Annotated in this window: 22 protein-coding genes and 2 tRNA genes; 10 read left to right on the top strand and 14 right to left on the bottom strand. The window is 64.0% G+C overall.

Annotated elements, in window-relative coordinates; genetic code table 11:
• Nucleotides 1-52 precede the first annotated feature (52 nt).
• On the top strand, nucleotides 53-1,846 hold the full coding sequence (locus U0S50_RS07855) for a copper resistance system multicopper oxidase (protein WP_322308277.1): 1,794 nt from the start codon (nucleotides 53-55) through the stop codon (nucleotides 1,844-1,846).
• Nucleotides 1,843-3,078, top strand: coding sequence for a copper resistance protein B (locus U0S50_RS07850; RefSeq protein ID WP_322308211.1), 1,236 nt, complete (start codon nucleotides 1,843-1,845; stop codon nucleotides 3,076-3,078). The genes U0S50_RS07855 and U0S50_RS07850 overlap by 4 nt, the downstream gene beginning before the upstream one ends.
• A 197-nt stretch (nucleotides 3,079-3,275) precedes the next feature.
• Here the strand turns inward: U0S50_RS07850 and U0S50_RS07845 are convergent, their stop codons facing one another.
• From U0S50_RS07845 to U0S50_RS07835, 3 genes are all read right to left on the bottom strand, one after another.
• A complete protein-coding gene (locus tag U0S50_RS07845; protein ID WP_322308210.1) occupies nucleotides 3,276-4,133 on the bottom strand; it encodes an SDR family oxidoreductase in 858 nt (285 codons plus the stop codon).
• A 54-nt stretch (nucleotides 4,134-4,187) separates the two neighbouring features.
• Nucleotides 4,188-4,721, bottom strand: a complete 534-nt coding sequence (locus U0S50_RS07840) for a helix-turn-helix domain-containing protein (RefSeq protein WP_322308209.1) — start codon at nucleotides 4,719-4,721, stop codon at nucleotides 4,188-4,190.
• A gap of 455 nt (nucleotides 4,722-5,176) precedes the next feature.
• Entirely contained in the window at nucleotides 5,177-5,665 is a 489-nt protein-coding gene (locus U0S50_RS07835; RefSeq protein ID WP_322308208.1) for a hypothetical protein, read from the bottom strand.
• Nucleotides 5,666-5,851: 186 nt separating this feature from the next.
• Here U0S50_RS07835 and U0S50_RS07830 point away from each other — a divergent pair, with 186 nt between their 5' ends.
• A complete protein-coding gene (locus U0S50_RS07830; RefSeq protein WP_322308207.1) occupies nucleotides 5,852-6,712 on the top strand; it encodes a TauD/TfdA dioxygenase family protein in 861 nt (286 codons plus the stop codon).
• Nucleotides 6,713-6,761: 49 nt separating this feature from the next.
• Here U0S50_RS07830 and U0S50_RS07825 read toward each other — a convergent pair.
• Nucleotides 6,762-6,852, bottom strand: a tRNA-Ser gene (locus U0S50_RS07825).
• A 78-nt stretch (nucleotides 6,853-6,930) separates the two neighbouring features.
• Between U0S50_RS07825 and U0S50_RS07820 the strand changes: the two genes are divergently transcribed.
• Together U0S50_RS07820 and U0S50_RS07815 are read left to right on the top strand one after the other, a co-directional pair.
• Nucleotides 6,931-7,875: a peptidylprolyl isomerase gene (locus tag U0S50_RS07820; protein WP_322308206.1), complete on the top strand. Its 945-nt coding sequence runs from the start codon at nucleotides 6,931-6,933 to the stop codon at nucleotides 7,873-7,875.
• A 21-nt stretch (nucleotides 7,876-7,896) separates the two neighbouring features.
• Nucleotides 7,897-8,211, top strand: coding sequence for a DUF1905 domain-containing protein (locus tag U0S50_RS07815; RefSeq protein WP_322308205.1), 315 nt, complete (start codon nucleotides 7,897-7,899; stop codon nucleotides 8,209-8,211).
• Here the strand turns inward: U0S50_RS07815 and U0S50_RS07810 are convergent.
• Nucleotides 8,201-8,329 carry a hypothetical protein gene (locus U0S50_RS07810; RefSeq protein WP_322308204.1) on the bottom strand — a complete coding sequence of 43 codons (129 nt, stop codon included), beginning with the start codon at nucleotides 8,327-8,329 and terminating at the stop codon, nucleotides 8,201-8,203. The genes U0S50_RS07815 and U0S50_RS07810 overlap by 11 nt on opposite strands.
• 115 nt (nucleotides 8,330-8,444) lie before the next feature.
• Between U0S50_RS07810 and U0S50_RS07805 the strand changes: the two genes are divergently transcribed.
• Nucleotides 8,445-8,519: transfer RNA gene (locus U0S50_RS07805), tRNA-Thr, on the top strand.
• Between the two features lie 105 nt (nucleotides 8,520-8,624).
• A complete protein-coding gene (locus tag U0S50_RS07800; RefSeq protein ID WP_322308203.1) occupies nucleotides 8,625-9,707 on the top strand; it encodes an AI-2E family transporter in 1,083 nt (360 codons plus the stop codon).
• Between the two features lie 16 nt (nucleotides 9,708-9,723).
• Here the strand turns inward: U0S50_RS07800 and U0S50_RS07795 are convergent, their stop codons facing one another.
• The gene (locus tag U0S50_RS07795; RefSeq protein WP_322308202.1) at nucleotides 9,724-10,602 is read right to left on the bottom strand and encodes a LysR substrate-binding domain-containing protein; all 879 of its coding nucleotides are present in this window, start codon (nucleotides 10,600-10,602) and stop codon (nucleotides 9,724-9,726) included.
• 161 nt (nucleotides 10,603-10,763) lie between these two features.
• On the opposite strand from U0S50_RS07795, the gene U0S50_RS07790 reads away from it, so the two are divergent.
• Complete coding sequence (locus U0S50_RS07790) at nucleotides 10,764-13,088, top strand: CDC48 family AAA ATPase (RefSeq protein ID WP_322308201.1); 2,325 nt, start codon at nucleotides 10,764-10,766, stop codon at nucleotides 13,086-13,088.
• 81 nt (nucleotides 13,089-13,169) lie between these two features.
• Here the strand turns inward: U0S50_RS07790 and U0S50_RS07785 are convergent, their stop codons facing one another.
• The gene (locus U0S50_RS07785; protein WP_322308200.1) at nucleotides 13,170-14,477 is read right to left on the bottom strand and encodes an MFS transporter; all 1,308 of its coding nucleotides are present in this window, start codon (nucleotides 14,475-14,477) and stop codon (nucleotides 13,170-13,172) included.
• Nucleotides 14,478-14,626: 149 nt separating this feature from the next.
• Here U0S50_RS07785 and U0S50_RS07780 point away from each other — a divergent pair, with 149 nt between their 5' ends.
• Nucleotides 14,627-15,265 carry a class I SAM-dependent methyltransferase gene (locus U0S50_RS07780; protein ID WP_322308199.1) on the top strand — a complete coding sequence of 213 codons (639 nt, stop codon included), beginning with the start codon at nucleotides 14,627-14,629 and terminating at the stop codon, nucleotides 15,263-15,265.
• A gap of 3 nt (nucleotides 15,266-15,268) precedes the next feature.
• Here U0S50_RS07780 and U0S50_RS07775 read toward each other — a convergent pair whose 3' ends face one another.
• A complete protein-coding gene (locus tag U0S50_RS07775; RefSeq protein ID WP_322308198.1) occupies nucleotides 15,269-16,465 on the bottom strand; it encodes a cardiolipin synthase B in 1,197 nt (398 codons plus the stop codon).
• A 154-nt stretch (nucleotides 16,466-16,619) separates the two neighbouring features.
• Between U0S50_RS07775 and rpoZ the strand changes: the two genes are divergently transcribed.
• A complete protein-coding gene (gene rpoZ / locus U0S50_RS07770) occupies nucleotides 16,620-16,964 on the top strand; it encodes a DNA-directed RNA polymerase subunit omega (RefSeq protein ID WP_322308197.1) in 345 nt (114 codons plus the stop codon).
• Nucleotides 16,965-17,105: 141 nt separating this feature from the next.
• On the opposite strand, the gene U0S50_RS07765 is transcribed toward rpoZ, so the two are convergent.
• From U0S50_RS07765 to U0S50_RS07740, 6 genes are all read right to left on the bottom strand, one after another.
• Nucleotides 17,106-17,711 (bottom strand): DUF3800 domain-containing protein, encoded by a 606-nt coding sequence (locus tag U0S50_RS07765; RefSeq protein WP_322308196.1) that lies wholly within the window; start codon nucleotides 17,709-17,711, stop codon nucleotides 17,106-17,108.
• 30 nt (nucleotides 17,712-17,741) lie between these two features.
• The gene (locus U0S50_RS07760) at nucleotides 17,742-18,137 is read right to left on the bottom strand and encodes a hypothetical protein (protein ID WP_322308276.1); all 396 of its coding nucleotides are present in this window, start codon (nucleotides 18,135-18,137) and stop codon (nucleotides 17,742-17,744) included.
• Between the two features lie 46 nt (nucleotides 18,138-18,183).
• Nucleotides 18,184-20,127 (bottom strand): ATP-dependent zinc metalloprotease FtsH, encoded by a 1,944-nt coding sequence (gene ftsH / locus U0S50_RS07755; RefSeq protein WP_322308195.1) that lies wholly within the window; start codon nucleotides 20,125-20,127, stop codon nucleotides 18,184-18,186.
• 82 nt (nucleotides 20,128-20,209) lie between these two features.
• A complete protein-coding gene (gene tilS / locus U0S50_RS07750) occupies nucleotides 20,210-21,214 on the bottom strand; it encodes a tRNA lysidine(34) synthetase TilS (RefSeq protein ID WP_322308194.1) in 1,005 nt (334 codons plus the stop codon).
• Entirely contained in the window at nucleotides 21,168-22,127 is a 960-nt protein-coding gene (locus U0S50_RS07745; protein ID WP_322308193.1) for a YbgF trimerization domain-containing protein, read from the bottom strand. The genes tilS and U0S50_RS07745 overlap by 47 nt, the downstream gene beginning before the upstream one ends.
• 127 nt (nucleotides 22,128-22,254) lie before the next feature.
• Complete coding sequence (locus tag U0S50_RS07740) at nucleotides 22,255-23,118, bottom strand: helix-turn-helix domain-containing protein (protein WP_322308192.1); 864 nt, start codon at nucleotides 23,116-23,118, stop codon at nucleotides 22,255-22,257.
• Nucleotides 23,119-23,243: the final 125 nt, after the last annotated feature.

Here is a 23,243-nt window from a genome sequence, read left to right as displayed (position 1 = left end):
GGGGAGGCGATCCCGGCGCGTATGCTGAACAGAGACTTTCAGGAGAGTTTGAATTTCCATGCAGATTGACAGGCGCCGGTTCGTCGGCGGAGCTTTGGGTGGCGGTACGGTGGCGGCGATGGCCGCATGGTTTCCCGCGTGGGCACAGCCGGTTTCGGCCGGTCTGGCGCCGCAGCTTCCCACCCTTTCGGGCACCGATATCACGTTGCGCATCGCGCGCCAGACAATGCGCGTTGACGGAAAGGTCAGCCGCGCGATCGGCATCAACGGCACCGTCCCGGCGCCGCTGCTTCGCCTCAAGGAAGGGCAGCAGGCGCGCCTGACGGTCATCAACGAACTCGACGAGGACAGCTCGATCCACTGGCACGGGCTGATCCTGCCCTTTCACATGGATGGGGTGCCGGGCGTCAGCTTTCCGGGCATCAAGCCGCGTTCGTCCTTCGTTTACGAATTCCCGATCGTCCAGTCGGGCACCTATTGGTATCACAGCCATTCGGGATTGCAGGAACAGCTCGGCCATTATGGCCCGATCGTCATCGATCCCAAGGGCGCCGACCCGGTCGCCTATGACCGCGAGCATGTGATCGTCCTGTCCGACCACAGCCAGCTCGCGCCCGAAGAAATCTTCCGCAAGATGAAGGTCAATCCGGGCCATTTCAATATGCAGCGCCAGACGCTGGGCGGCCTGTTGTCGGGCAAGGACCAGTCGCTGAAGGAACGGATCGAATGGGGCCGGATGCGGATGGACCCCACCGATGTCGCCGACGTCAATGGTTCGACCTATACCTTCCTGATCAACGGCCATGGCCCGCGTGACAATTGGACCGCCTTGTTCGCGCCGGGCGAACGGGTGCGGCTGCGCATCATCAATGCGTCGGCCATGACGATCTTCAACGTCCGCATTCCGGGCTTGCGCCTGACCGTCGTCCAGGCCGATGGGCTCAATGTCCGGCCGGTCGAGATCGACGAATTTCAGATCGGCGTCGCCGAAACCTATGACGTCATCGTCACCCCGATCGAGGATCGCGCCTACAGCTTCGTGGCAGAGGCCAATGACCGCTCGGGCCTTGCCCGCGCGACGCTGGCGCCCAGGGCCGGAATGGTCGCCCCTGTGCCCGCCCTGCGCGCCCGTCCGCTGGCGACGATGAAGGACATGGGCATGGGCGACATGTCCGGTGGCGGCGATGCGGCTTGCACCCCCGAACATGCCGCCATGGGCCATTGCACCCCGGCCGCCGATGCGGCGGGCGCCGATCACGCCGCGATGGGCCACGGCGCGGGCGGTATGGACCACAGTATGCGCGATTTCGACGTGGCGCCGCAGGTAAAGCGCGACCCCAGCGTCCAGTCCATCTCGCCCATGCCCGTCGACCGCATGGCCGAACCGGGGCAGGGGCTGGAGGATGTCGGGCACGAGGTACTGACCTATCACCACCTCGTCGCGCTCGACCGCAACCCCGATGTCCGCGCGCCGGAACGGTCGCTCGACATCCATCTGACCGGCAATATGGAGCGCTTCATGTGGTCGTTCGACGGCGTGAAGATGTCGGACCATCACGAACCCATTCCCTTTATCGAGGGCGAGCGGGTGCGGGTGAATCTGGTCAATGATTCGATGATGAGCCACCCCATCCACCTGCACGGCCATTTCTTTGAACTGGTGACGGGCAAGGGCGATCATGCCCCGCGCAAGCATACGGTGATCGTCCAGCCGGGCGGGATCGCGACCTTTGACTTTACCGCCGACGCGCTCGGCGACTGGGCGTTTCATTGCCATCTTCTCTATCACATGCACGCGGGGATGATGCGCGTCGTCAGCGTCCGTCCGAAGGGAGAGGCGGCATGAGGCGCGTATCGATGCTGCTCGCCGGCCTGTCGGCCCTCGCCCTCGCTCCGGCGGCGATGGCTCAGACCGCTTCCCAGACCGATCCCCACGCCGGTCATGGATCGGGGCATGAAACGGGCCATGGCCAGCATGGCGCACATGGCGCGGCTCCGCCCGCTGCCTCGGGCGCCGAGCCGATGGAAAAGCCGCGTTCCATGGGCGGCTGCACGGCCGAACATGCCGCGATGGGCCATTGCCGCATGGCAGAGGAAACGGACAAGGGCGTACACGGCGCTCATGATGGCGGGCATGACGCGCCTGCCGACCATGCCCAGCACATCGGGCACGACGCGCCTGCTGCAATCGATCCCCACGCCGGTCATGGGGCGGCGGCACCCGCTGCTCCGGCGGTTGCCGATCCCGACTGTCCGCCCGAACATGCCGCGATGGGGCATTGCACGCCCAGGGCCGCGCCGCCGCCGACCGCGGGCGGCGCCATCGGTACAGATCTGCCCGCCGGCGATGCGCCCGCGCCGCCGCCGCCGGGCGACTGGTATGCCGATCGCATCTTTCCCAAGGGCGAGATGGATCACGCCCGCCACGAAATGATGATGGAAGGCGGCGGACAGAGCTTCGGCTTCGTCAGCGTCGATCTCGAATATCAGGCGCGAAAGGGCCATGACGGATTCAGTTGGGACGGCGAAGCCTGGTACGGCGGCGACATCAATCGTCTGACGATCAAGAGCGAAGGCGAAAGCGCCATCGGCGAAGGGTTCGAAGGGGGCGAGGTGCAATTGCTCTATAGCCGCGCCATCGGCCCCTATTTCAACGCGCAGGCGGGCGTTCGTCAGGATTTCGGCCCCGGTCCCGACCGCAGCTATGCGACGCTCGCGATTGAGGGGCTTGCCCCCTATTGGTTCGAGGTCGAAGGGGCGTTGTTCCTGTCCGACAAGGGCGATCTGCTCGCGCGGGTCGAGGGGGAATATGACCAGCGCATCACCCAGCGACTGGTGCTGCAACCCGCGATCGAAGCCAATTTTGCGTTGCAGGATATGCCCGCGAACGGGATCGGATCGGGGCTGTCGGACGTCGAACTGGGTCTTCGCCTGCGCTATGAAATCGTCCGCGAATTCGCGCCCTATGTCGGCGTCGAATGGTCGCGCAAGTTTGGCGATACCGCCCGCTTCGCACGCGCGGGCGGCGAAGCGGCCGAAAGCACCAGCTTTGTCATCGGCGTCAAGGCATGGTTCTAGGGCGAGGCCCTGTTCCATGCCCGGCGCGGACAAGGCCGGGCGCTTTGCAGGGGTAAGCAGGGGCAAGCAGGGGCGTTTATGCGCGGCCCCATCGCCGGATGGGCAATGTGGGCCGCGCACCCTGGGCGCCCTTCACCCTGTCCGCGCGGTTCCGCAGCGAATGCGCCCTGTCGCGAATATTCGTTGCAAAGCGCCCGTTACGCCCAGGGGGCAGGGTGATCGGCCGCAAAGGTGGCGAATGACAGGGCCGATCGGCCCGTAATATCCTCCACCGCCGAACTGATGCGGGCTGCTGCTCCGGTGCGATAATGGCGGCAAAGCTCGACAATATCCTCGGCATAGGCGGCGGATAGGCCTGCCGCGATCATGTCCGACCGGCATTCTTCGTCGGTGATGCTCCTGTATCGGACCGGCTTGCCATCGGCTGTCGCGAGGAAGCTGACGGCCTGATCATGCGTCAGTGCTTGCGGACCCGTCAGGTCATAGGCGCGGCCGCGCCAGGCCTCATCGACAAGGACGCGGGCGGCGACGGCGGCAATGTCGCGCGCGTCGATAAAGCTGACCGCGGCATCATCGCAAGGCAGCCTCACCAGGCCCGTATGGGCAATCATATCTCCATAATAGGTATGGAAATTCTGCATGAAGCAATTCGGCCGCAGGAAGGTGTAGGCGATCCCGGATTGCTCGATCGCCTGTTCTACGGGCCGGTGGATACGTGCGATCGAATAGGATTCGGTTTCCGCGCCGAATGTCGACAGTTTCACGATGTGGCCGACACCGGCTCTTCGGGCCGCATCGACTATTCGCAATTCGGCCCCGGTCTGGTCGGGCATATCCCCGACCAGCAGGAAAATCTGATCCATCCCTTCGACGGCTTCGGCCAGCCCTTCGCCCGTCTCCGCGTCGACCCGGACCGGTTCTGCGCCCGGAATGGCGACGGGGCGGCTTCTGTATCCGGCCCGCACCGGCAGACCGGCGCTCGCCAGTGTTTCCGCGACGGGGCGGCCGATCAACCCGCTTGCCCCCATCACGAGGGTCTTGGGCATTTCGCTCATATTCACCTCACATACCAATAGTATGTGTGATAGGGCATGCTTTTGGTATGTGAGTCAATCGTTTGCGAGACCATCCAGCAATCGCATGATGACGATTTCGCCTGCTGCCATCCGGCCCTCGGCTTGGTCGTGCGAGGCCCACTCGACGGTTTGATAGATCGCCCCGGCGATAACGCGCGTCGTCGCCTCCCGGTCGAGCGTGGCAATCGCCCCCGCTGCCTGCGCTGTGCCGATGAAATCGCGCATCACAGCCAGCATGTGCTGCTGGTCGATGTCTGCGCATTCGGCCCAAGTCAGGATCGCGCCCGCATCGCGGCAAACGATCCGCATCGCATCCGGTTTGCGCAATTCGCGCAGAAAGGTCCGGCAGACGGCCTTGAGGCCCTGAAACGGATCGCCCGCCGCATCGCCCGCCGCGCGCGCGCTGGCCGCAATTCGCGCCTGCACGGTCACCAGCACCGCGCGAAACAGGTCCTTCTTGTCACGAAAATGGTGATAGAGTGCACCCTTGGTGAGGTGAACGCCCGCCAACACATCATCCAGGCTGACGTCGACATAGCCGCGCGCGGCAAAAAGATCCTGCGCCACCCGGACAAGCTGCTGTCGTGTTTCGGCGGCGCGGGCCGCTCTTGGGGAAGGGGGATGTCGTGTCATAAAGGGCAATCGGCGGTATAATGGCGGGGCGGGAGGTTCAAAAATCCGGCCGCAGATTTTGATATGGTCTTCAAATGCCTGCCACTCAGTTCTGGCCCCGCACGATGATCTTCATGCGCCTGAAACCCTGATCCGGTCCGTGCAATCTCTATGCTATTCCATCCGATTCTTGTCGATCATTTTCGAGGCGGCACCCATGGGGCATTCGCCCTTGCCCTCGGCAAGCGGGCGGAATCGCTGACACGTCGGGGCAACCGGTGCGCCGCATCCATCCCGCCCCGCATTTCCGCCACCGGTCGATCGCCGCGTGGCGGTGGCCGGCGGCGGGGCGCGCCATGGGCGGCGCGACAACCGGCTGACGCTGCGGCTGGCCGACCGGCGCCGAAAGATCAGGAGGCGGGCTGGCGCGCGCAGTCGAAGGTGAATCCCATAAAGTTGAACACGCCTTTGTCGCCGGTGACGTCAAAGCTCATGTCGTCGGATTCATAACGGGCGGTCGTCCCGCGCTGCGCGACGCGGGTCATGGTGATATATTCGGCGACGGCGCCGAGATCGCCCATCATTTTCTGCATTTCAAATTCGGCATGATCGGGATTTTGCCGCGATATCCACAGCCGGTGCATGCCGTCGACCGCGTTCTTGTTGGGGCAGATGAACGGGATCGCGTCGGCCTGTTCATGCGCGCGTGGGCCGCCGTCCTCGCCATAGGCATCGGCTGCCGCAGTGCTGTCGCCGGGCGCATCGGCGGCGGCAACGCCGGCGACCATTGCTGCCGCTTCCATGGGTTCGGCGGGTTCGAACGCATGCGCGGCCAGCGCATAGGCGGGCGCGGCGGTCGCGAACAAGGCGGCGATGGCCAGGGAGAGGGTCGATTTCATCTTGATTTCTTTCGCTGAATTTCTGGTTCGGCTGAGGGCGTACAGCCTCTCTTCATGCCGAAATATCGGCGGGTGTCACGCGATAATCCGCGCGGCCTTGTCGCAACGGATGGGCTGGGCGCCTTGACTCGCCGGGCGGCAACCGCGCTAATGCTGCGCGAAAACCCGATAATGGGAGAGCGAAAGATGAACCTCGTCACCCCGCCGCGCGCCTTTTCCCGGCTGACGGTTGCGCCCCTGACACCGTCGATCGGTGCCGAAATATCGGGAATAGACCTCGGCCAACCGCAGGATGATGCGGTCATCGCCGAGGTCCGTGCCGCGCTGCTGGCGCACAAGGTGATCTTCTTTCGCGACCAGTTCATCAGCGCGGAACAGCATATCGCCTTTGCACGGCGTTTCGGCTCGCTCGAAATTCATCCCGCAACACCCAGGGACCAACCGAACCCCGAAGTGCTGCACATCGCGCACGGACCCGAATCGAAGGGGAGAGAGAATTTCTGGCATTCGGACGTCACCTGGCGCGCCGAACCGTCGCTGGGTTCGATCCTGCGCGCGGTCGAGGTGCCCCCGGTCGGCGGCGATACGCTGTTCGCTGACATGGGCGCGGCATTCCGCGGCCTGTCGCCCGCCATGCAGGACTGGTGCCGGTCGCTCGTCGCGGTTCACGACATTGCGCGGGTCTTTGCCAAACGGCTGGGCAAGGATGCGAAGGACTTGCACGACCAGTATCCGCCGCAGCGGCACCCCGTCATACGCACCCACCCCGAAACGGGCGAGCAGGCGCTGTACGTCAACACCGCCTTCACCAGCCATATCGAGGGGCTGTCGGCGAAGGAGAGCGCGGCGCTGCTCCAGCATCTCTATGCCGCGGCGGCGGTTCCCGAAATCCAGTGCCGCTTTCGCTGGCGCGCGGGGTCGATCGCCTTTTGGGACAACCGCGCGGCGCAGCATTATGCGGCGTCGGATTATTTCCCCGCGGTGCGGCGCATGGAGCGCGTGACGATCGCGGGCGACCGACCCTTTTACAGCGACGAGCGCGCCTGACCCTGACGCCCCATCGGCGGCAAACGGCGTTCCGGGCTTGGTTCGGAAGTGGCGGAGCGGGAGGGATTCGAACCCTCGATACGGTTTTGCCGTATACTCACTTTCCAGGCGAGCGCCTTCGACCACTCGGCCACCGCTCCGCATCTTTGCACTGGAAGGCGCGCCCTAATCGTTTGGTAGGGCTTTCGCAAGCCGGTTCGGCGTGGCAGACCATCATCATGACTCACCGCTTCCTCGCCGCTGCCGCGGCCCTCGCGCTTGTACCCGCCGCGCTTGCCCAGCAGGCGCCGCCGTCGCCGGGCGAGATCGTCGGCGCGGCCCCCGCCGCCGACTGGGTCGCAGTGCCGCCGGACGATCTGCTGGTGATGGATCTGGCGCCCGACCGCGCGGGCAAGGACCGGCGCATCGTCATCCAGTTGATGCCCGCGCCCTTCAGCCAGGGGTGGATCGGCAATATCCGCAAGCTTGCGGCGGCGCATTGGTGGGACGGCATGGCCGTCACCCGCGTCCAGGACAATTATGTTGCACAGTGGGGCGACCCCGATGGCGAGGATGCCGCGAAGGCAAAGCCGCTGCCCGGCGGGCTGGCGACGATGCCGGAGCACGCCTATCTGGTGCCGGCGGAACGGCTACCGCTTCGCGATCCGGCACCCGGCGAAGCGGGCGAGGGGCGCCGCGATCCCTATGCGGCGTCCACCGGCTTTTTCAGCGGCTGGCCCATGGCTTTCGATCGCGACCATCGCTGGCCCGTCCATTGCTATGGCGCGGTCGGCGTCGGGCGGAATTTTTCGCCCGATACCGGCAGCGGCGCCGAGCTTTATGCCGTCATCGGCCATGCGCCGCGCCACCTTGACCGCAATATCGCGCTGGTCGGCCGGGTGGTCAGCGGCATCGAGCATCTGTCGAGCCTGCCGCGCGGCACCGGGGCGCTGGGCTTTTACGAAAATCCGGCCGAGCGGGTGCCGATTCGCGCCATCCGCCTCGCCAGCGACCTGCCGCCGACCGAGCAGCCGCGGTTCGAATATCTGTCGACCGAAAGCGACAGCTTCGCGCGCTATTCCGATGCGCGCGCCAACCGCCGCGATCCCTTTTTTATCGCGCCCGCGGGCGGCGCCGACATTTGCAATATCCCGGTGCCGGTGCGCGCGGCGGGCGCAAAATGACGCGGACGGCGAGGAACTGACATGGAGGCGTTCACCGTCACGACGCCGCTGTGGCGCTGGCAATCGGCGACGGCGCCCGCCGCCTGGTATTTCCTGACCATAGAGGGAGAGGCGGCCGACGGGATTCGGCTGGCGGCGATGGGCGGACAATGGCTGGACCGGCGGCGCGGGTTCGGATCGGCGAAGGTGCGCGCCGTCATCGGCGACACGAGCTGGAATACCTCGGTTTTCCCGCATCGCGACAGTGGCGGCTGGTTGCTGCCGGTCAAGGCCGCGGTCCGCAAGGCCGAAGAGCTGGCCGAATCCGATATGGTGACCGTTACGGTCAGTCTTTAGCCGGGATATCGGCCTTTGCGTCGCGGGTCTGTGACTTGCGCTTGCGCAAATTGGCGCGCAAAGCCTCCGCAAGGCGGCGTTCGCGTTCCTGATCGGCCGGGGCGGGCTTTTTGGTCACGCGCGAGCCCTTCGGAGGAAATTGCATCATCGTCAAGCCTCGTATCTTGACACGCGCGGGGCGCACCGCCATAGGCCGCGCCTGCCCGGCGAAATAGATCGAAAGGGCACCGGCTGCTGCTGTAGCTCAGTGGTAGAGCGCACCCTTGGTAAGGGTGAGGTCGGGAGTTCAATCCTCCCCAGCAGCACCATTTTCCACAGCGTCACGATGAAGCGGGGATTTTCCTCGCTTAACCCGCCGCGATTCTGCGTCTAATATGGGCGCATGGGCGATCCCGCCTGCGAAAGAGAGCCACATGCCGGACGGGAAAAGGGACGAAGATCAAGGCGGACGCTGGCCCTTTCTGGCTATTCTGATGGTCGTTTCGGCGGCCTTCCTCGTCATCCTGTGGCCGTTTCTGGCGGCGATCCTGTGGGCCGTCATCGTCGCCATCCTGTTCGAACCGATCCATCGCCGCCTGCTGGCAAAGATGCCGGGGCGCAAAAACAGCTCGGCCATGCTCACGCTGCTGCTGATCATCGCCGTCGTCATTCTGCCCGCGACGGTGCTGATGCTGGCGCTGGTGGGCGAAGCGACCGCCATCTATTCGCGCATCCAAACGGGCGACATCAATCTCGCGCGCAGCTTCGCGGCGTTTCGCGACGGATTGCCCGAATGGGCCTCCGACGGGCTCGAGCGCCTGGGCCTGACCAATTTGGCGGCGGCGCGCGACCTGCTGGGCGATGGCGCCGCCGACGGCCTTCGCGCGGTCCTGGTACAGGCGCTGCAGATCGGGCAGGGGCTTTTTTCGCTGCTGATCACGCTCGGCCTGATGCTCTACCTTGCCTTTTTCCTGATCCGCGACGGCGAACATATCCAGCGCCGGGTTGCCGAAGCTTCGCCGCTGCGCCCCGATCATCTGACCCTGTTGGTCGGCCGGTTCATCGTCGTCGTCCGCGCGACCATCAAGGGCAGCATCGTCGTCGCGATCATCCAGGGGCTGATCGGCGGGCTCGTGATGTGGACGCTGGGGATAGAGGCGGCGCTGCTGTGGGGCGTGCTGATGGGGGCGGCGTCGCTGATCCCGGCGGTCGGCACCGGCCTCGTCTGGGTTCCGATGGCGCTTTATCTGCTGTTCACGGGTTCGATCTGGCAGGGCGTGGCGCTGGTCTTTTGCGGGCTGTTCGTCATCGGCATGGTCGACAATATCCTGCGCCCGATCCTGGTCGGCCGCGAAACGCGCATTCCCGACTATATCGTGCTGTTAACCACGCTCGGCGGGCTACAGCTTTTTGGTTTTCACGGCATCGTGATCGGCCCGGTGATCGCTGCCATGTTCATCGCGGTCTGGGATATCGCGGTCGAAATGCGCAAGGAAAACCTGCCCGCCAGGATCTAGCCGCGCCGCGGGCCGATCAGATTTTCGCGGCCAGCAGCCAGTCATGGAACAGCTTCACCGCCGGCTGGCGCAGGGCGCGCGGGCGGCACACGAACCAATAGCTGTACGGGCTGTCGACATCGAAATCGAACAGGCGGGTCAGCCGTGCGTCATGGGCATCGTCAAGGTGATGACCGTGCATGAAGGCGACCCCGATTCCCTGGGCGGCGGCCTCCAGCATCAGCGGGCCTGAATCGAAATAGTCGGTGGCCGCCGGTTCCAGCCAGGGCATGCCGATCGCGCGCCGCCACTCGTTAAAGGTTTCGGGCATTTCCCGGTGAAGCAGGATCGTCATCCGTTGCAACTGTTCGGGAACGGTGATCGGGCGGCTGCCGTCGGTCAGGCCTTGCGCGGCGATCGGGAACACCTTGTCCTGATCGAGCCGCGCGGCGTAAAGCGCGGGGTCGATCGATCGCGCCAGCGCGATGGCGACGTCGATCCCATCGCCCAGCCGCGCCTCGGCATGCGACAGCGTCTCGATGTCGATATGCAGTTCCGGATGCTCGCGGCGCAGTTCGGGCAGGCGCGGGAACAGCCGTTGCTGCGCGAACAGCGGCAGGATGTTCAGCCGCAGCCGCAGCGAGGCGTCGGGACTGCCCGCCTTTCCGATCACCGCGCGCAGTTCGTCCAGGATAGGCGACAATTGCGCCTGCAGCGCCCGGCCCGCTTCCGTCAGGCTCAGCCCATGGTGATGGCGGTTGAACAGCGGCCGCCCCACCGCATGTTCCAGCGTCTGAATGCGCCGCGACAGGGCGGGCATCGACAGGCCAAGCTCGATCGCGGCCGCCTTGACCGTGCCATGACGGGCGACCTCCAAAAAGGCTTCCATGCTGCTGAGGGGGGGAAGGCGTTGCATATGCGTCTCTGTCCGCCATGATGACATGGCGCGGCCCGAACCGCCAGATCAATTGTGCACTGCGTCATAGCGCCAGGCTATGCGCCAGCGGGCGAGGGGGTCGAAAATAGGGAACCTCCTTCCTATCTTCGGGATAGTGACCATATTGTGGGAGATTGGTTTTGACCGAAGCAGCGGTGAAGGAAAAACAGATCAAATTGCAGGTCGCCAATGCCCGCGCAGAAGAAAGCGGCGGCGGCATCGCGCGCATTCCGCGCTCGGCGATGGCCGAGCTTGGCCTGACCGAAGGCGACGTGGTGCAGATCAGCGGCAAGCGGGAGACCGCGTCGCGGATCATGGCTCCCTATGCCGAGGACGAAGGGCTGGAGGTAATCCGCCTCGACGGGCTTCAGCGTGCAAATGCCGGTGTCGGCGCGGGCGACATGGTCCAGTTGAACCGCGTCGAAACCCGCGCGGCAACGCGCGTCGTCTTTGCCCCGGCCCAGGAAAATCTTCGCCTCCAGGGATCTGCCAACGCCCTGAAACGCAGCTTCTTCGGGCGCCCGCTGGTGGCCGGCGATACGGTCGCGACGGCGGGGCAACAGCGCCTGCCGTCTGGCGATATGCCCCCGCAACTGCGCCAGATGCTCAATGCGCCGGCCTATGCACTTGCCGAGGTTCGTCTGCTCGTCGTGTCCGCGAGCCCCAAGGGGGTGGTCTTCATCGACGAAAATACCGAGGTCGAACTGCTCCCCGAATATCAGGAGCCGCAGGATGCGCGCCGGACGGACGTGACCTATGACGATCTCGGCGGCCTTGGCGAAACGATCGACCAGCTTCGCGAGATGGTCGAACTGCCGCTGCGCTATCCCGAACTTTTTCGCCGCCTTGGCGTTGATCCGCCGCGCGGGGTGCTGCTTCACGGTCCGCCGGGAACGGGCAAGACGCGGCTCGCGCGTGCGGTCGCCAATGAAAGCGAGGCCCAGTTTTTCCTGATCAACGGTCCGGAAATCATGGGCTCCGCCTACGGCGAGTCCGAAAAGCGGCTGCGCGACGTGTTCGAACAGGCGGCAAAGGCGGCGCCGTCGATCCTGTTCATCGACGAGATTGATTCGATCGCGCCAAAGCGCGGCCAGGTGACGGGCGAAGCCGAAAAGCGGCTGGTCGCGCAGCTTCTGACCCTGATGGACGGGCTCGAACCGCGCACCAATCTGGTGGTGATCGCGGCGACCAATCGTCCCGATGCGATCGACGAGGCGCTGCGCCGTCCCGGTCGTTTCGACCGGGAAATCGTGATCGGCGTGCCCGACGAAAGCGGGCGTCGCGAGATATTGGGCATCCACACCCGCGGTATGCCGCTTGCCGACGATGTCGATCTCGGCGAATTGTCGCGCACGACCTTCGGCTTCGTCGGTGCCGACATGGCGGCGCTGACCCGCGAGGCGGCGATCGAGGCGGTGCGCCGCATCATGCCGCGGATCAATCTGGAAGAAGGGACGATCCCGCCCGAGGTTCTGGACGAGGTGCGCGTGACCCGCGACGATGTCCTGAATGCGCTGAAGCGCGTTCAGCCGTCGGCGATGCGCGAGGTGATGGTCCAGGCGCCCAAGGTGCGCTGGAGCGACATCGGCGGGCTCGACGCGGCGCGCGACAAGATGATCGAGGGCATCGAACTGCCGCTCAAACATCCGGAGGCCTTTCGTCGGCTGGGCATCCGTCCGGCCAAGGGCTTTTTGCTCTATGGGCCGCCGGGGACGGGGAAAACGCTGCTTGCCAAGGCGGCAGCGCGCGAATCCGACGCCAATTTCATCGCGATCAAATCCTCGGACCTGCTGTCCAAATGGTATGGCGAAAGCGAACAGCAGATCGCCCGGCTGTTCGCCCGCGCCCGCGCCGTGGCGCCGACGATCGTGTTCATCGACGAACTCGACAGTCTGGTGCCCGCGCGCGGGACCGGAACGTCGGGCGAGCCGCAGGTGACGGAACGGGTCGTCAACACGATCCTCGCCGAAATGGACGGGATAGAGGAGATGCAGGCGGTCGTGGTGATCGGCGCGACCAATCGGCCGAACCTGATCGATCCGGCGCTGCTGCGGCCTGGCCGGCTCGACGAACTTATCTATGTCTCGGTTCCCGATGCCGATGGCCGCAAGCGCATATTGGACATCCACACCTCCCGGATGCCGCTCGCCGACGATGTCGATCTCGACGCCCTCGCGGGCCGGGCCGATCGCTTTACCGGGGCGGATCTGGAGGATCTGGTGCGCCGCGCGGGTCTCGCCGCGCTCAAGCGTTCGCTCGACAGCGACCGGGTGACGATGGCCGATTTCGAAGCGGCGCTGGTCGATACCCGTGCTTCGGTGACGGAGGCGATGGAGCGCGACTATGAAAAAATCCAGGGCGAGATCAAGCAGAAGGCGATGAGCGTCGACCCGATCGGCTTCTTCGCGCCCGGCATGTTGAAACCGGTGCGCGACCATAAACATGGTGACGATCCGACCGGATAGGACGCCATGGGTTGCTCCCGTCGGGATCGCGGCCGGTGCTTGATGCGCGGGTCCGGTCCCCGGGGGGGCGTCTGCGGGGGGTCAGCCCTCGGCGGGTTGCTGGCGCAGCGCGGTCCAGCCCCACACGACCAGCCAGCCGCAAAAGGCCGCCATCAGGCCATAGCCCGCCATCGCGTGCCAATTGTACAGAAGGACGCCGATCGCGGGCGAGATGATATAGGCTGATCCGTTGATAGACGCGGTCATACCGGCCACCGCGCCTTGATCGCGGCGCGGAACGGCGAGTGACGCACCGGCGGTAAAACCGGGGCGGAAGAGGCCAAAACCGAGGGAGGCGAGCGCGAAACCAAACATAATACCATGCAAATCGTCGGACAGGCCGGTCAGCAAAATGCCGATCCCGCCAAGCGCCGCGCCCAGCAGGACGGCGGGGCGTGCCGACATTTTCAGCAGCGGTATCAACCCCCATTGCGACAGCAGGGTGGCAAAGGCTCCGGCCATCAGGACGATGCCCGTCATGGCTGCGCCTTCGTCGGGTTTCAGGCGCAATTGCAACCTGTCGAGGATCAGGAATCCGATGACGCCCAGCATCATGGCCTGCGCTTGTCCGCCGAAAAAGCCCGCTGCGAGCCAGGGACGGATGCGCGGGTCGCTCCAGCGCAGCGGGGGCGGGGCGGGGGCGGGCGCCGGGGCGGCGTCATCCTCTTCGTCGCTGCTCGGCTCGGCGGGCCCGGCCGACAGCGGATAGGGCGCGATCGCGCCGCGCGCCGCAAAGCGCGGCATGTCGTTGGGCAACCGCCAGCGCAGCATGACCAGAACGAACAGCCCGATCAGGGCAAAAACCAGCATCGGTCCGGCCAGCCCAACGAAAGGGAGAATGAAAAACGGCGCCACCGCCGGCCCCACCACCGTCCCAAGCCCGAAAGAGGAGGAAACAAGCGACAGCGCCTGCGTTCGTTCGGCGGGATCGGTTCGCGCTGCGACATAGGCCTGAACGGCGGGCGGCGCCGCCGAACCAAGCCCGCCATAAAGGCTGCGGAAAAGGGCGAAGAGGATGAAGGTCGTGCCGGCCGCGACATAGCCCTCCAACCCCGCCCACAGGGCAAGACCGCAGAGCGCCATCGAGGCGAAAAAGCCGATGACGCCCAGCGCCATCAACGCCTTGCGTCCACGCTTGTCCGACTGGCGGGCCCAGTGCGGAGCGGTTGCGACCCAGAGCAGTGCCGACCAGCTGAAGGCCAGACTGACCCAGACGTCGGGAATGTGCAGCTTTGCGCCTATCGCGGGCAGGATCGACTGCATCGCCGTGTTGCCAGCGGCTGCGACCAGCATGACCGCGAACAGGACCGCCATTCGGTCGGCCGGAATGGACCGCGATGTCGTCGCCAATGCGCCCCTCCTTTCGTCGCCGGTCGTCGCAGGCTTGTCTCCTCCTACAGGCGGGCGCGCCGCTGTCCAGTGTCAAGCCACACTCTTTCCTTGCGCCAGCGCCTTGATTTTGCCACGTCCTTGGCAACCGCAACAACGCGAAAGCCACCATGACCAATCCGCGGGCGCAGGCCCAAGAAACGAAGATCGCGCTGACCCGTCGGGTTCGCGAGCGGCTCAAACGATTTTTCGGGCCGTGGGGCATGTTCGTGCGGGGCTTCATCAAGCATCCGGTGATGGTCGGGTCGATCGTACCTTCCTCCCCGACGTTGATCCGCCATATGCTGAAGCCGGTGGATTGGAAAAATACGAAATTGTTCGTCGAATATGGCCCGGGAGTCGGCACCTTTTGTCGCCCCGTGCTTGAAAGGCTGCCGGGCGATGCGATGCTGATCGCGATCGACACCAACGAGGATTTCATCGACTATCTGCGCAAGGATATCCGCGACAGCCGCTTCGTGGCGGTTCATGGATCGGCCGCCGATGTCGAAGACATCATCGCGGCGCATGGTTTCGAACATGCCGATTATGTCCTGTCGGGCTTGCCTTTTTCGACTTTGCCGGCGGGCGTGGGGCCAGCCATTGCAGCGGCGACACACCGCGCCCTGCGGCCGGGCGGCGCCTTTCTGGTCTATCAGTTCCGCGCCCGCGCCCGTGATTTTCTGGCCACTCACTTTCAGCGCATCGACAATGCGTTCGAGTGGGTGAACGTCCCGCCCTGTTTCCTCTTCTGGGGCTGGAAGGACTGAGAATCAGGCCTCGGTTTCGGGGTCGGCTTCGCCCAGACCGAAATTGAGCCGCCGCGTGACGGTATAGTCAACGGCGCCGACCACAAACCATGACAGCGTCCAGCGCAGTCGTGTCAGCCAACTGGCGCGCGCCTTGTGGCTGGCCGATGTCACGACGTCGCATTCGCTTTCCAGATTGGCGACGAAGGTGCGCATCTGCTCGGCGAAGCTGACATCGGCGATACGCAGCATCACCTCGACATTTACGAACAGGCTTCGCATGTCGAAATTTGCGGTTCCGATATAGACGACATCGTCGATGACGATGAGCTTCATGTGCAGGCGACAGGGTTTGAATTCCCAGATCGTGGCCTTTTTGCGAAGCAGATAGCCATAGAGTAGCCGAGAGGCGCCAATGGTGGCGGGGTTGTCCGACTTTCCCGCCATCACGAAGCGCAGTCGCCCGCGTTTCGCAACCCGGCCCAGACGGCGCAGCATTCCCTGCCCGGGCGAGAAATAGGCCATTGCCATATCGAGTTGACTGGCGCGGTCCATGTCGGCGCGCAAGGCTCGAGCCCAGGGTGACAGTCGTTGCGTCGGCCCCCCCACCAGCCATGACACGGGAGCATTACGGACCGGCCATTCGCGGATCAGGCGGCGCAGCATAAACAATTTACCGTCGTGATGCACCGTGTAATGGTGAATTTTGGCGAACCAGCCGGTCATGTGTTCGACGGTCGGGCCGCGTATGATTATGCCAAGGTCGAACCAGCATCCGGGTCGCTGATTATCCAGATAGGCATCGGCGATATTGAACCCGCCGGTCACGGCAATATTCTGATCGATGATGATCAGTTTCTGGTGGTTTCGGATCAGGTAACTCGATCGCCATTTGCGCGAAAAAAAGGTGACACTGCCACCAGCGGCACGCAGCGGCGCAAAGATCGCATCGGGAGTGTCGGACGATCCGAAGCTGTCGATGACGGCGCGTACCCGTACCCCGCGCTGTGCGGCTGCCAGCATCGCCGCGAGAATCTCGTTACCAGCGGCATCATTGTCGAAAATATACATGATAAGGTCGACGCTGCGGATCGCGCCATTGATCAGCGTCAGCAGCGTTTCGCGCCGCTTGTCGCCGTCGACGATGATTTCCAGCCTGTGGTCCGCCACATCCGCGGTCATTCCGTCGGCGGACGTGGTGGGCGAGGAAATGGCGCTCATGCTGCGGTCATAGGATGCTCCGTGCGACCGGGGCAAGGGGGCCGGACCCGGAGTGGCGGCAGGGGCTTTCGTTGACATTTGTCGGGCCTGCTGGTAGCGCGCAGCGCTTGCCGCCATGCCTAGGGCTGGCCCCTGCCGCATTTAAGGAATTCATATGGCCCGCGTTACCGTCGAGGATTGCGTCGACAAAGTTGCCAACCGTTTCGACCTCGTCCTGCTTTCCGCGCATCGCGCGCGCGAAATCTCGGGCGGTTCGGAGCTGACCGTAGATCGCGACCGCGACAAGAATCCGGTTGTCGCGCTGCGCGAAATCGCCGAGCAGACCGTGCGTCCCGTGGACCTCAACGATGCGCTCATCGGGTCGTTGCAGAAGGTCGTTGTCGATGATGACGATACGCCGGACGAAATCAGCTCGATCAGCCGCTCGGCAGAAGCGCTTCGCCTGACCGCAGCCGCTCCGCCGCGCAGCCCTGCTGGCGGCGGCGCAGATTTCGAATAAGCGCTTCGTTCCAGAAAATGCATTTGAGGGCCGCAGGAAACTGCGGCCCTTTTGCATTTGCATATCGCGATAATGATCCCATCGGGATGCAAATCTGAAGCTGCGTCCTTTGAGAATGGGGACCGCGCTTCGCTGAGCTATCTATGAGACTTGGGTTAGCTCCGCGACCCGAATGGTTTTGGATTCCAGCAAGGGTGCGATGATGCGCTCTATGCGCCCAGCCCGCGGCGATTGGGCGGTGACATTGAACAGGCTGTTGGCGACGACGTCAGCGATCTGCACGCCTTCGCTGCGGCGGCTGTCGGCTAGCGATGCGCGGCCCCAGGTGCCAAGCCCCGCCTGTATTTCTTCGCGAACAGCGGCCAGTATCGTTGGGTCATAGCGGCCATCGTCAATGACCACGTCGGCGCAAACGCCGCCGGTTTCCGGAAGCCAGCGCCCGATCGCCAGATTCAAAAGCGCGGCATAGAGCGACAGGTCGCTAGGCAGAGTGCCTCCTGTACCCTCGGCCAGATGATCACGTTTTGCGACGGCAACCCACGCGCGCCCGCCGGCGCGATCGAACAGTTCGAGCAGATAGGCCCGCTCGACGAGGCTGATCCGACTGCCCTTGAGTTCGCCGCGCAGTCCGGTGACGGAACGAAAGCGTTCGTGAATTTCCGCCGCATCTTCGGGCGTCAACATCACGGCGGCGAAGGTCATTGCGCCCGCATTCAAACCACCCGATTCGTCGCAGTAAATCGTCATGTTCGCCCTCTGGTTCGCTTTTCCCGCATATCAAGCAGGGCAGGGGTATCGTTTTCGCATGAGTCCATCGAACGCGACATAGACCGATATCAGCTTGCGCCGCGCCGAGGGATAACTGCGCAGATGCTCGAGCCATTCTTCGGGCGTCAGCGTCCCAGTTTCAGGAGGGCAACTCGTCGTTTTCTGGCCGGCTTTACGCTGTGCGTCGATCCGCGCCTTATATCGTTTTCCCGCAGCGATGACCTCGCCTTTCAGCCGATGCGCGTCGGGCGTCGCCATGGCGAGCGGGCCGAGCCGCATCACGGCATCCGCCCGCGCAAGAAAGGCGGCAACGCTCATATCGCCGGGAGCCATGCCGGATAGCATGACCCCGGCGGCCATCGCCGAAACTGCGGCGGCTGGCCGTCGGGGCAGGCGCGTGGCCATCAAGGCGCAGAGCGCCGTGCTGCCAGGCAAAGCTGTCAGGGTTCGACTATGCACCCTGGGGGTTGGCGTCGCCGAACGGACGCGGCTTGCGCTTGATCTGGGGGAGCGACCCCGCATGCCCCTGAACCGGTGTGCCGGGCTTGTCCTGATCGCTGTCGCGGCCAATGTCTTCGCCCTTGATCGCGCGCCGGGATTCTTCACCCGACAGCGTTTCATATTCAAGAAGCGCTGCAGCAAGCAGGTGCAGTTCATCGATATGGTCGGTCAGCACCTTGCGCGCGACATTCTCGCCCTCTTCGACCAGGCGACGAACCTCGGCATCGATCAGCTTGGCCGTTTCCTCCGACATGTTCTGCGCTCGCGACACGCTGTGACCCAGGAATACCTCGTCCTGATTGTCGCGATAGCGAAGCCATCCGAGCTTTTCGGACATGCCATATTCCATGACCATGGCGCGGGCCATGTCGGTCGCCTGCTGGATGTCGTTCGATGCACCCGTATTGAGCTCGTCCTTGCCATAGATCAGCTGTTCCGCGATGCGGCCGCCGAAGCAGAGCGCAAGACGCGCCTTCATCTGCTTCATGTTCGTCGAGTAACGGTCGCGTTCGGGCAGGTTCCACGTCACGCCCAATGCACGGCCGCGCGGGATGATCGTCACCTTGTGCAGCGGGTCATTGCCTTCGACGTGGAGCGAGACGAGGGCGTGGCCGGCCTCGTGATAGGCGGTTGCCTTCTTCTCGTCTTCGGTCATCACCATCGAACGGCGTTCGGCGCCCATCAGGACCTTGTCCTTAGCCTCTTCAAACTCGTTCGACGCGATCAGGCGCTTACCCTTGCGGGCAGCGAGCAACGCAGCCTCATTCGCGAGGTTGGCAAGATCGGCACCCGAAAAGCCCGGTGTCCCGCGCGCGATCCGGCGCAGGTCGACGTCGGGCGCGAGCGGCTTTTTGCGCGTATGCACCTCGAGAATCTTTTGGCGGCCCTCGATATCCGGACGGGGCACGACAACCTGACGGTCGAAACGGCCCGGACGGAGCAGGGCGGGATCGAGCACATCGGGGCGGTTTGTCGCGGCGACGATGATGATGCCTTCATTCGCCTCGAACCCGTCCATTTCGACGAGAAGCTGGTTCAGCGTCTGCTCGCGTTCATCATTGCCATTGCCAAGTCCCGCACCGCGATGGCGGCCGACCGCGTCGATTTCGTCGATGAAGACGATGCACGGGGCATTGCGTTTGGCCTGTTCGAACATGTCGCGCACGCGGCTCGCGCCAACGCCGACGAACATTTCAACGAAGTCCGAGCCCGAGATGGTGAAAAAGGGGACGCCCGCTTCGCCCGCGATTGCACGGGCAAGCAATGTCTTGCCCGTGCCAGGCGAACCGACGAGGAGCGCACCCTTGGGAATTTGCCCGCCGAGTTTCGAAAATTTGGTGGGATCCTTCAGGAACTCAACAATTTCCTCGAGCTCTTCGCGGGCTTCATCAATCCCTGCGACATCATCGAAAGTGACGCGACCTTGCTTTTCGGTAAGCATCTTGGCGCGGGACTTGCCGAAACCCATCGCGCCCGAGCCATTGTTTTTCTGCACCTGACGGAAGACGAAGAAGGCCACGGCAAGGATCAGCAGGAAGGGCAAGGACTGGACGAGCATATACATCCAGAAATTGGGGACTTCGGCCGGCTTGCCGTCATATTTGACATTGTTGTCGTTGAGCAGCTTCAGCAGTTCGGGATCGCGAACGACATTGGTGGAAAAGCGATCGCCGTTCGACATGGTGCCGGTAAGGCGATCTTCGGAAAGGACGACCTCCTTCACGGAACCTTCCTCGACCTTCTGACGGAACTCGGAATAGGCAAGCGGGGCACCCGCAGGCTGCGAGGTGCCGCCGAACATCGAGGCGACGAGGAGCATGGCCAGCAAGATGCCGCTCCAGATCATCACACTCTTCATCCAGGGGTTGCCCTGCGGTTCCTTGTCGTCCTGCATGCGGATTCTTTCCAAAAACGTCGCGAATGTCGCGGTCCTATCCGACTAGATAGGATAAACGCGTTAAATGACAATGAGCCAATCAGCCCTTTGTGCGCGCTTTTCGGCGCGGCGCGACGGAAATGCGCCAAATGGTCCCATCCAGACCGCGAACGGCGTCGATCAGCAACGACCCGACCATGGCCCGGCGGCCTTCGCGCATGGCGGCGATCACGCCGTCGAGTGACGCGCCGCGCAGCGCGAGTTCGGGGTCATTGGCCTGTAGCCGCGCGGTCACGACGCGGCGGAACAATTCGGCGGGATAGCCCTGGTCACGGATGACCGCGATGTCGGACGCATCGGGCCAGGACGCGATGACGCATTCGGTGGCCCAATCGAGTGCTTCGTCTGCCTCTGCAAGCCAGCCGGCGGAGCGTGCCGCGGCCTCGGGATCGAGAATAGACTGGGATTTCAGGGCTTGGCGCAGCCGGGCGCGATCGAAACGGCTGTCGCTATTCGACGGGTCATCGACGAAGGGCAGGTCATTGTCGAGAGCGACGCGGACCAGATCGTTACGCCGCCAATAGAGCAAGGGACGCACGACCATGCCGTTGCTGGCGCGAATCGCGGCCAGCCCTCCGACGCCGCTGCTGCGATTGAGCCGCATGAGGATCGTTTCGAGCTGGTCGTCGGCATGGTGCGCCGTGACGATGTGGTCGAGAGCCTTTGCCTCGCGCCATTGTTCGAGCAGCCGGTAACGTTCAGCACGCGCCGCAGCTTGCAGCGATCCGCGAATGGGAGTCGCCGGGCGCAGCGTTGTGTGAGGGATGTGTTCGCGTGCGCAAAAGCCCTCGACCATACGGGCTTCCTCATCCGACCCACGGCGCAGCCCATGATCGACCGTTGCCGCCCAGACTTGTCCGGGCAGCAGCGACGTCAGCAGCCAGAGAAGGGCCATGCTGTCGGGGCCGCCTGAAACCGCGACGCCATAGTGACGTCGGTGCCAGTCCGCCCCGGCTACGCGGGCAAGGTCGGCGCCGAAACGCTCGACCTTGTCGGTATCAGCAGCCTGCTTTTGCTTTTGCGGCGGCAGCATCGGAACGTACATCCTGGGGCGCCTTGTCCCCATAAACTTCATCCAGTTCGCGGAATGCCTTGCAGGCATCGGCCTTGCGGCCCAGCTTGTCGAGCGCCACGCCCATGAACATCAGGCTATGCGGCGCCCGGGCGCCGCTCGGCCGGTCCTTGTAATTATTATAGAATGCGACGGCCGCCAGGCTGGGCTTGCCTTCGTCGAGATAGGCGCGGCCCAGCAAGTTCTGCGCAAAACTGGCTAGCCGATGGCTGGGCCATTTGCTGACAACTGTTTTCAGCTGTGCCTGAGCCTCCGGGTACAGCTTTGCTTCCCACAGGCGGTAGCCATAGGTGTAGCCGTCATCGACTTCATTGCCCGTCGCCGGAATTTCGACCTTCTTGACCATGGCTAGCCTGGATGCGTCGGGCTTGGTCGCTGATGTGCTGGCCGTGGACGCCGGCTTCTTTGCAGGCGTGGCGCGAGCGGTGGTTGCGGTTGCCGCCGGTTTGACAAGCGGGGCCGGTTCCACGGCGGCTGGCGCAGGTTCCAGGCTGGCCGGCGTGGCGGTGGCGCTGGTCAGGCGCCGGTCCATTTCCGCCTTGTAGGCGGCGAACTGTTTTTCGAGTTCGCGAAGCTGAAAGGCGTTTTGCTCGGTCTGACCCGTCAGGGTCTGAAGCTGCGCCTCGAGCGCGTCGACACGCGCCGTCAGGTCGATGACGGGAGCGTTGCTGCGCACCCGTTCGCCCGCAACATTATCGGGCGCGATTTCGCCTTCAAAGAAAGCCGGGCTGCCGCCGGGAAAGACGGAACGCTGAACCGCGCGCATTTCCTTTTCCAGTCGCTCGACACGCTTGTCGATAGCTCCATCCTGCGCCGATGCGCCGGGTGCGACTGTCGACAGGCCCAAGGCGGCTGCTCCAAGAAAAAAGATGTGACGCTTCGTCATCTGCCGATCGGCTCCCCACGGTTAACTATATTGGCATATCACCCTTAACGCTGCAACCGGCGCCAGCGCAAACCCAATTCGGCGCGCCGGTGCGTCGTCCCGTCGGACAGGAGGCGTCAGGCTCGTGTCAGCGGCGCGGCTGCGATGCTGCGTTCGGAGTGCTTCCGGGGTTGGCTGCGTGCCCGTCGGCGCGAGCAACCAGATCCGCAGGTTTCAGCGAAATGCCCTTGACCAGCGTGTCGGCCGGACCGATCGCCCCCACATCGCGGCCGCCGACCGTCACTTTCAGGGCTTGCGGAATGCTCGTGCGGAGCGTGAACTGTTCAATATAAGCTGGCGGAACTTCATAGGTTTCGCCCGGATCAAGGGTGCGCCAATTTTCGGTTTTTCCTTCGGCATCGTCAAAGCCGATCCAGACTTCCGATACGCCCGTCAGAACAACCGGAGCATTGGTTGCCACAGGGGAGGCAACCGATCCTGCTTTGGGCGCCGTTCCATCAGCCGGTTCGATCGCCGGAGCTTCCGATTCATCGGCGGCGCGATTTTGAGCGGCGATCAAAGCCTCGTCGGGTTCAACCGACAGGAAACGCCAGACGCCATAGGCGGAAACGAGCAGCAGGGCGATGATTACGAGCGTCCACGTCAGGCGCGCGGTCGGCAGGCGAGCGGGGTCCGTCGGCTCATAGGCTTCGTACAGCGGCCGCGCGCCATATTCTTCTTCTTCGAGCTCGCGGCGGATTTCCGCGCCGATTTCGGCTTCGGGCAGGTCGACGGCGCGGGCGTATGCACGGGCAAAGCCGGTCACATAGGTGCGTCCTGGCAGTTCGGAAAAATCGGAGCTTTCGATGGCGCGCAGATGCCGCTGCGTGATGCGGGTCCGCGTTGCGACATCGGCCAGCGACAGGCCTGCTGCCTCACGCGCCAGGCGCAGCCTGTCACCGGTACGCGTGATTGCCAGCTCGCCCTGTTCGGCGACCTCTTCCTCTGCCATTGCTGTCTCCGTGCCGGTCCGCAACCCATATCGACCGTGTCGCATCGTTCATCGCATTGACGACGCGGCAAAGTCAAATGGAGTTCGGTAAACGACCAGTTGAAAAGAAGCGGATTTACGCCCGT

Source organism: Sphingopyxis sp. (assembly GCF_034380315.1).
Taxonomy (GTDB): Bacteria; Pseudomonadota; Alphaproteobacteria; order Sphingomonadales; family Sphingomonadaceae; genus Sphingopyxis.
The sequence above is the reverse complement of the archived record's forward strand: the minus strand, read 5'-3'. Positions and strand labels throughout refer to the sequence as shown.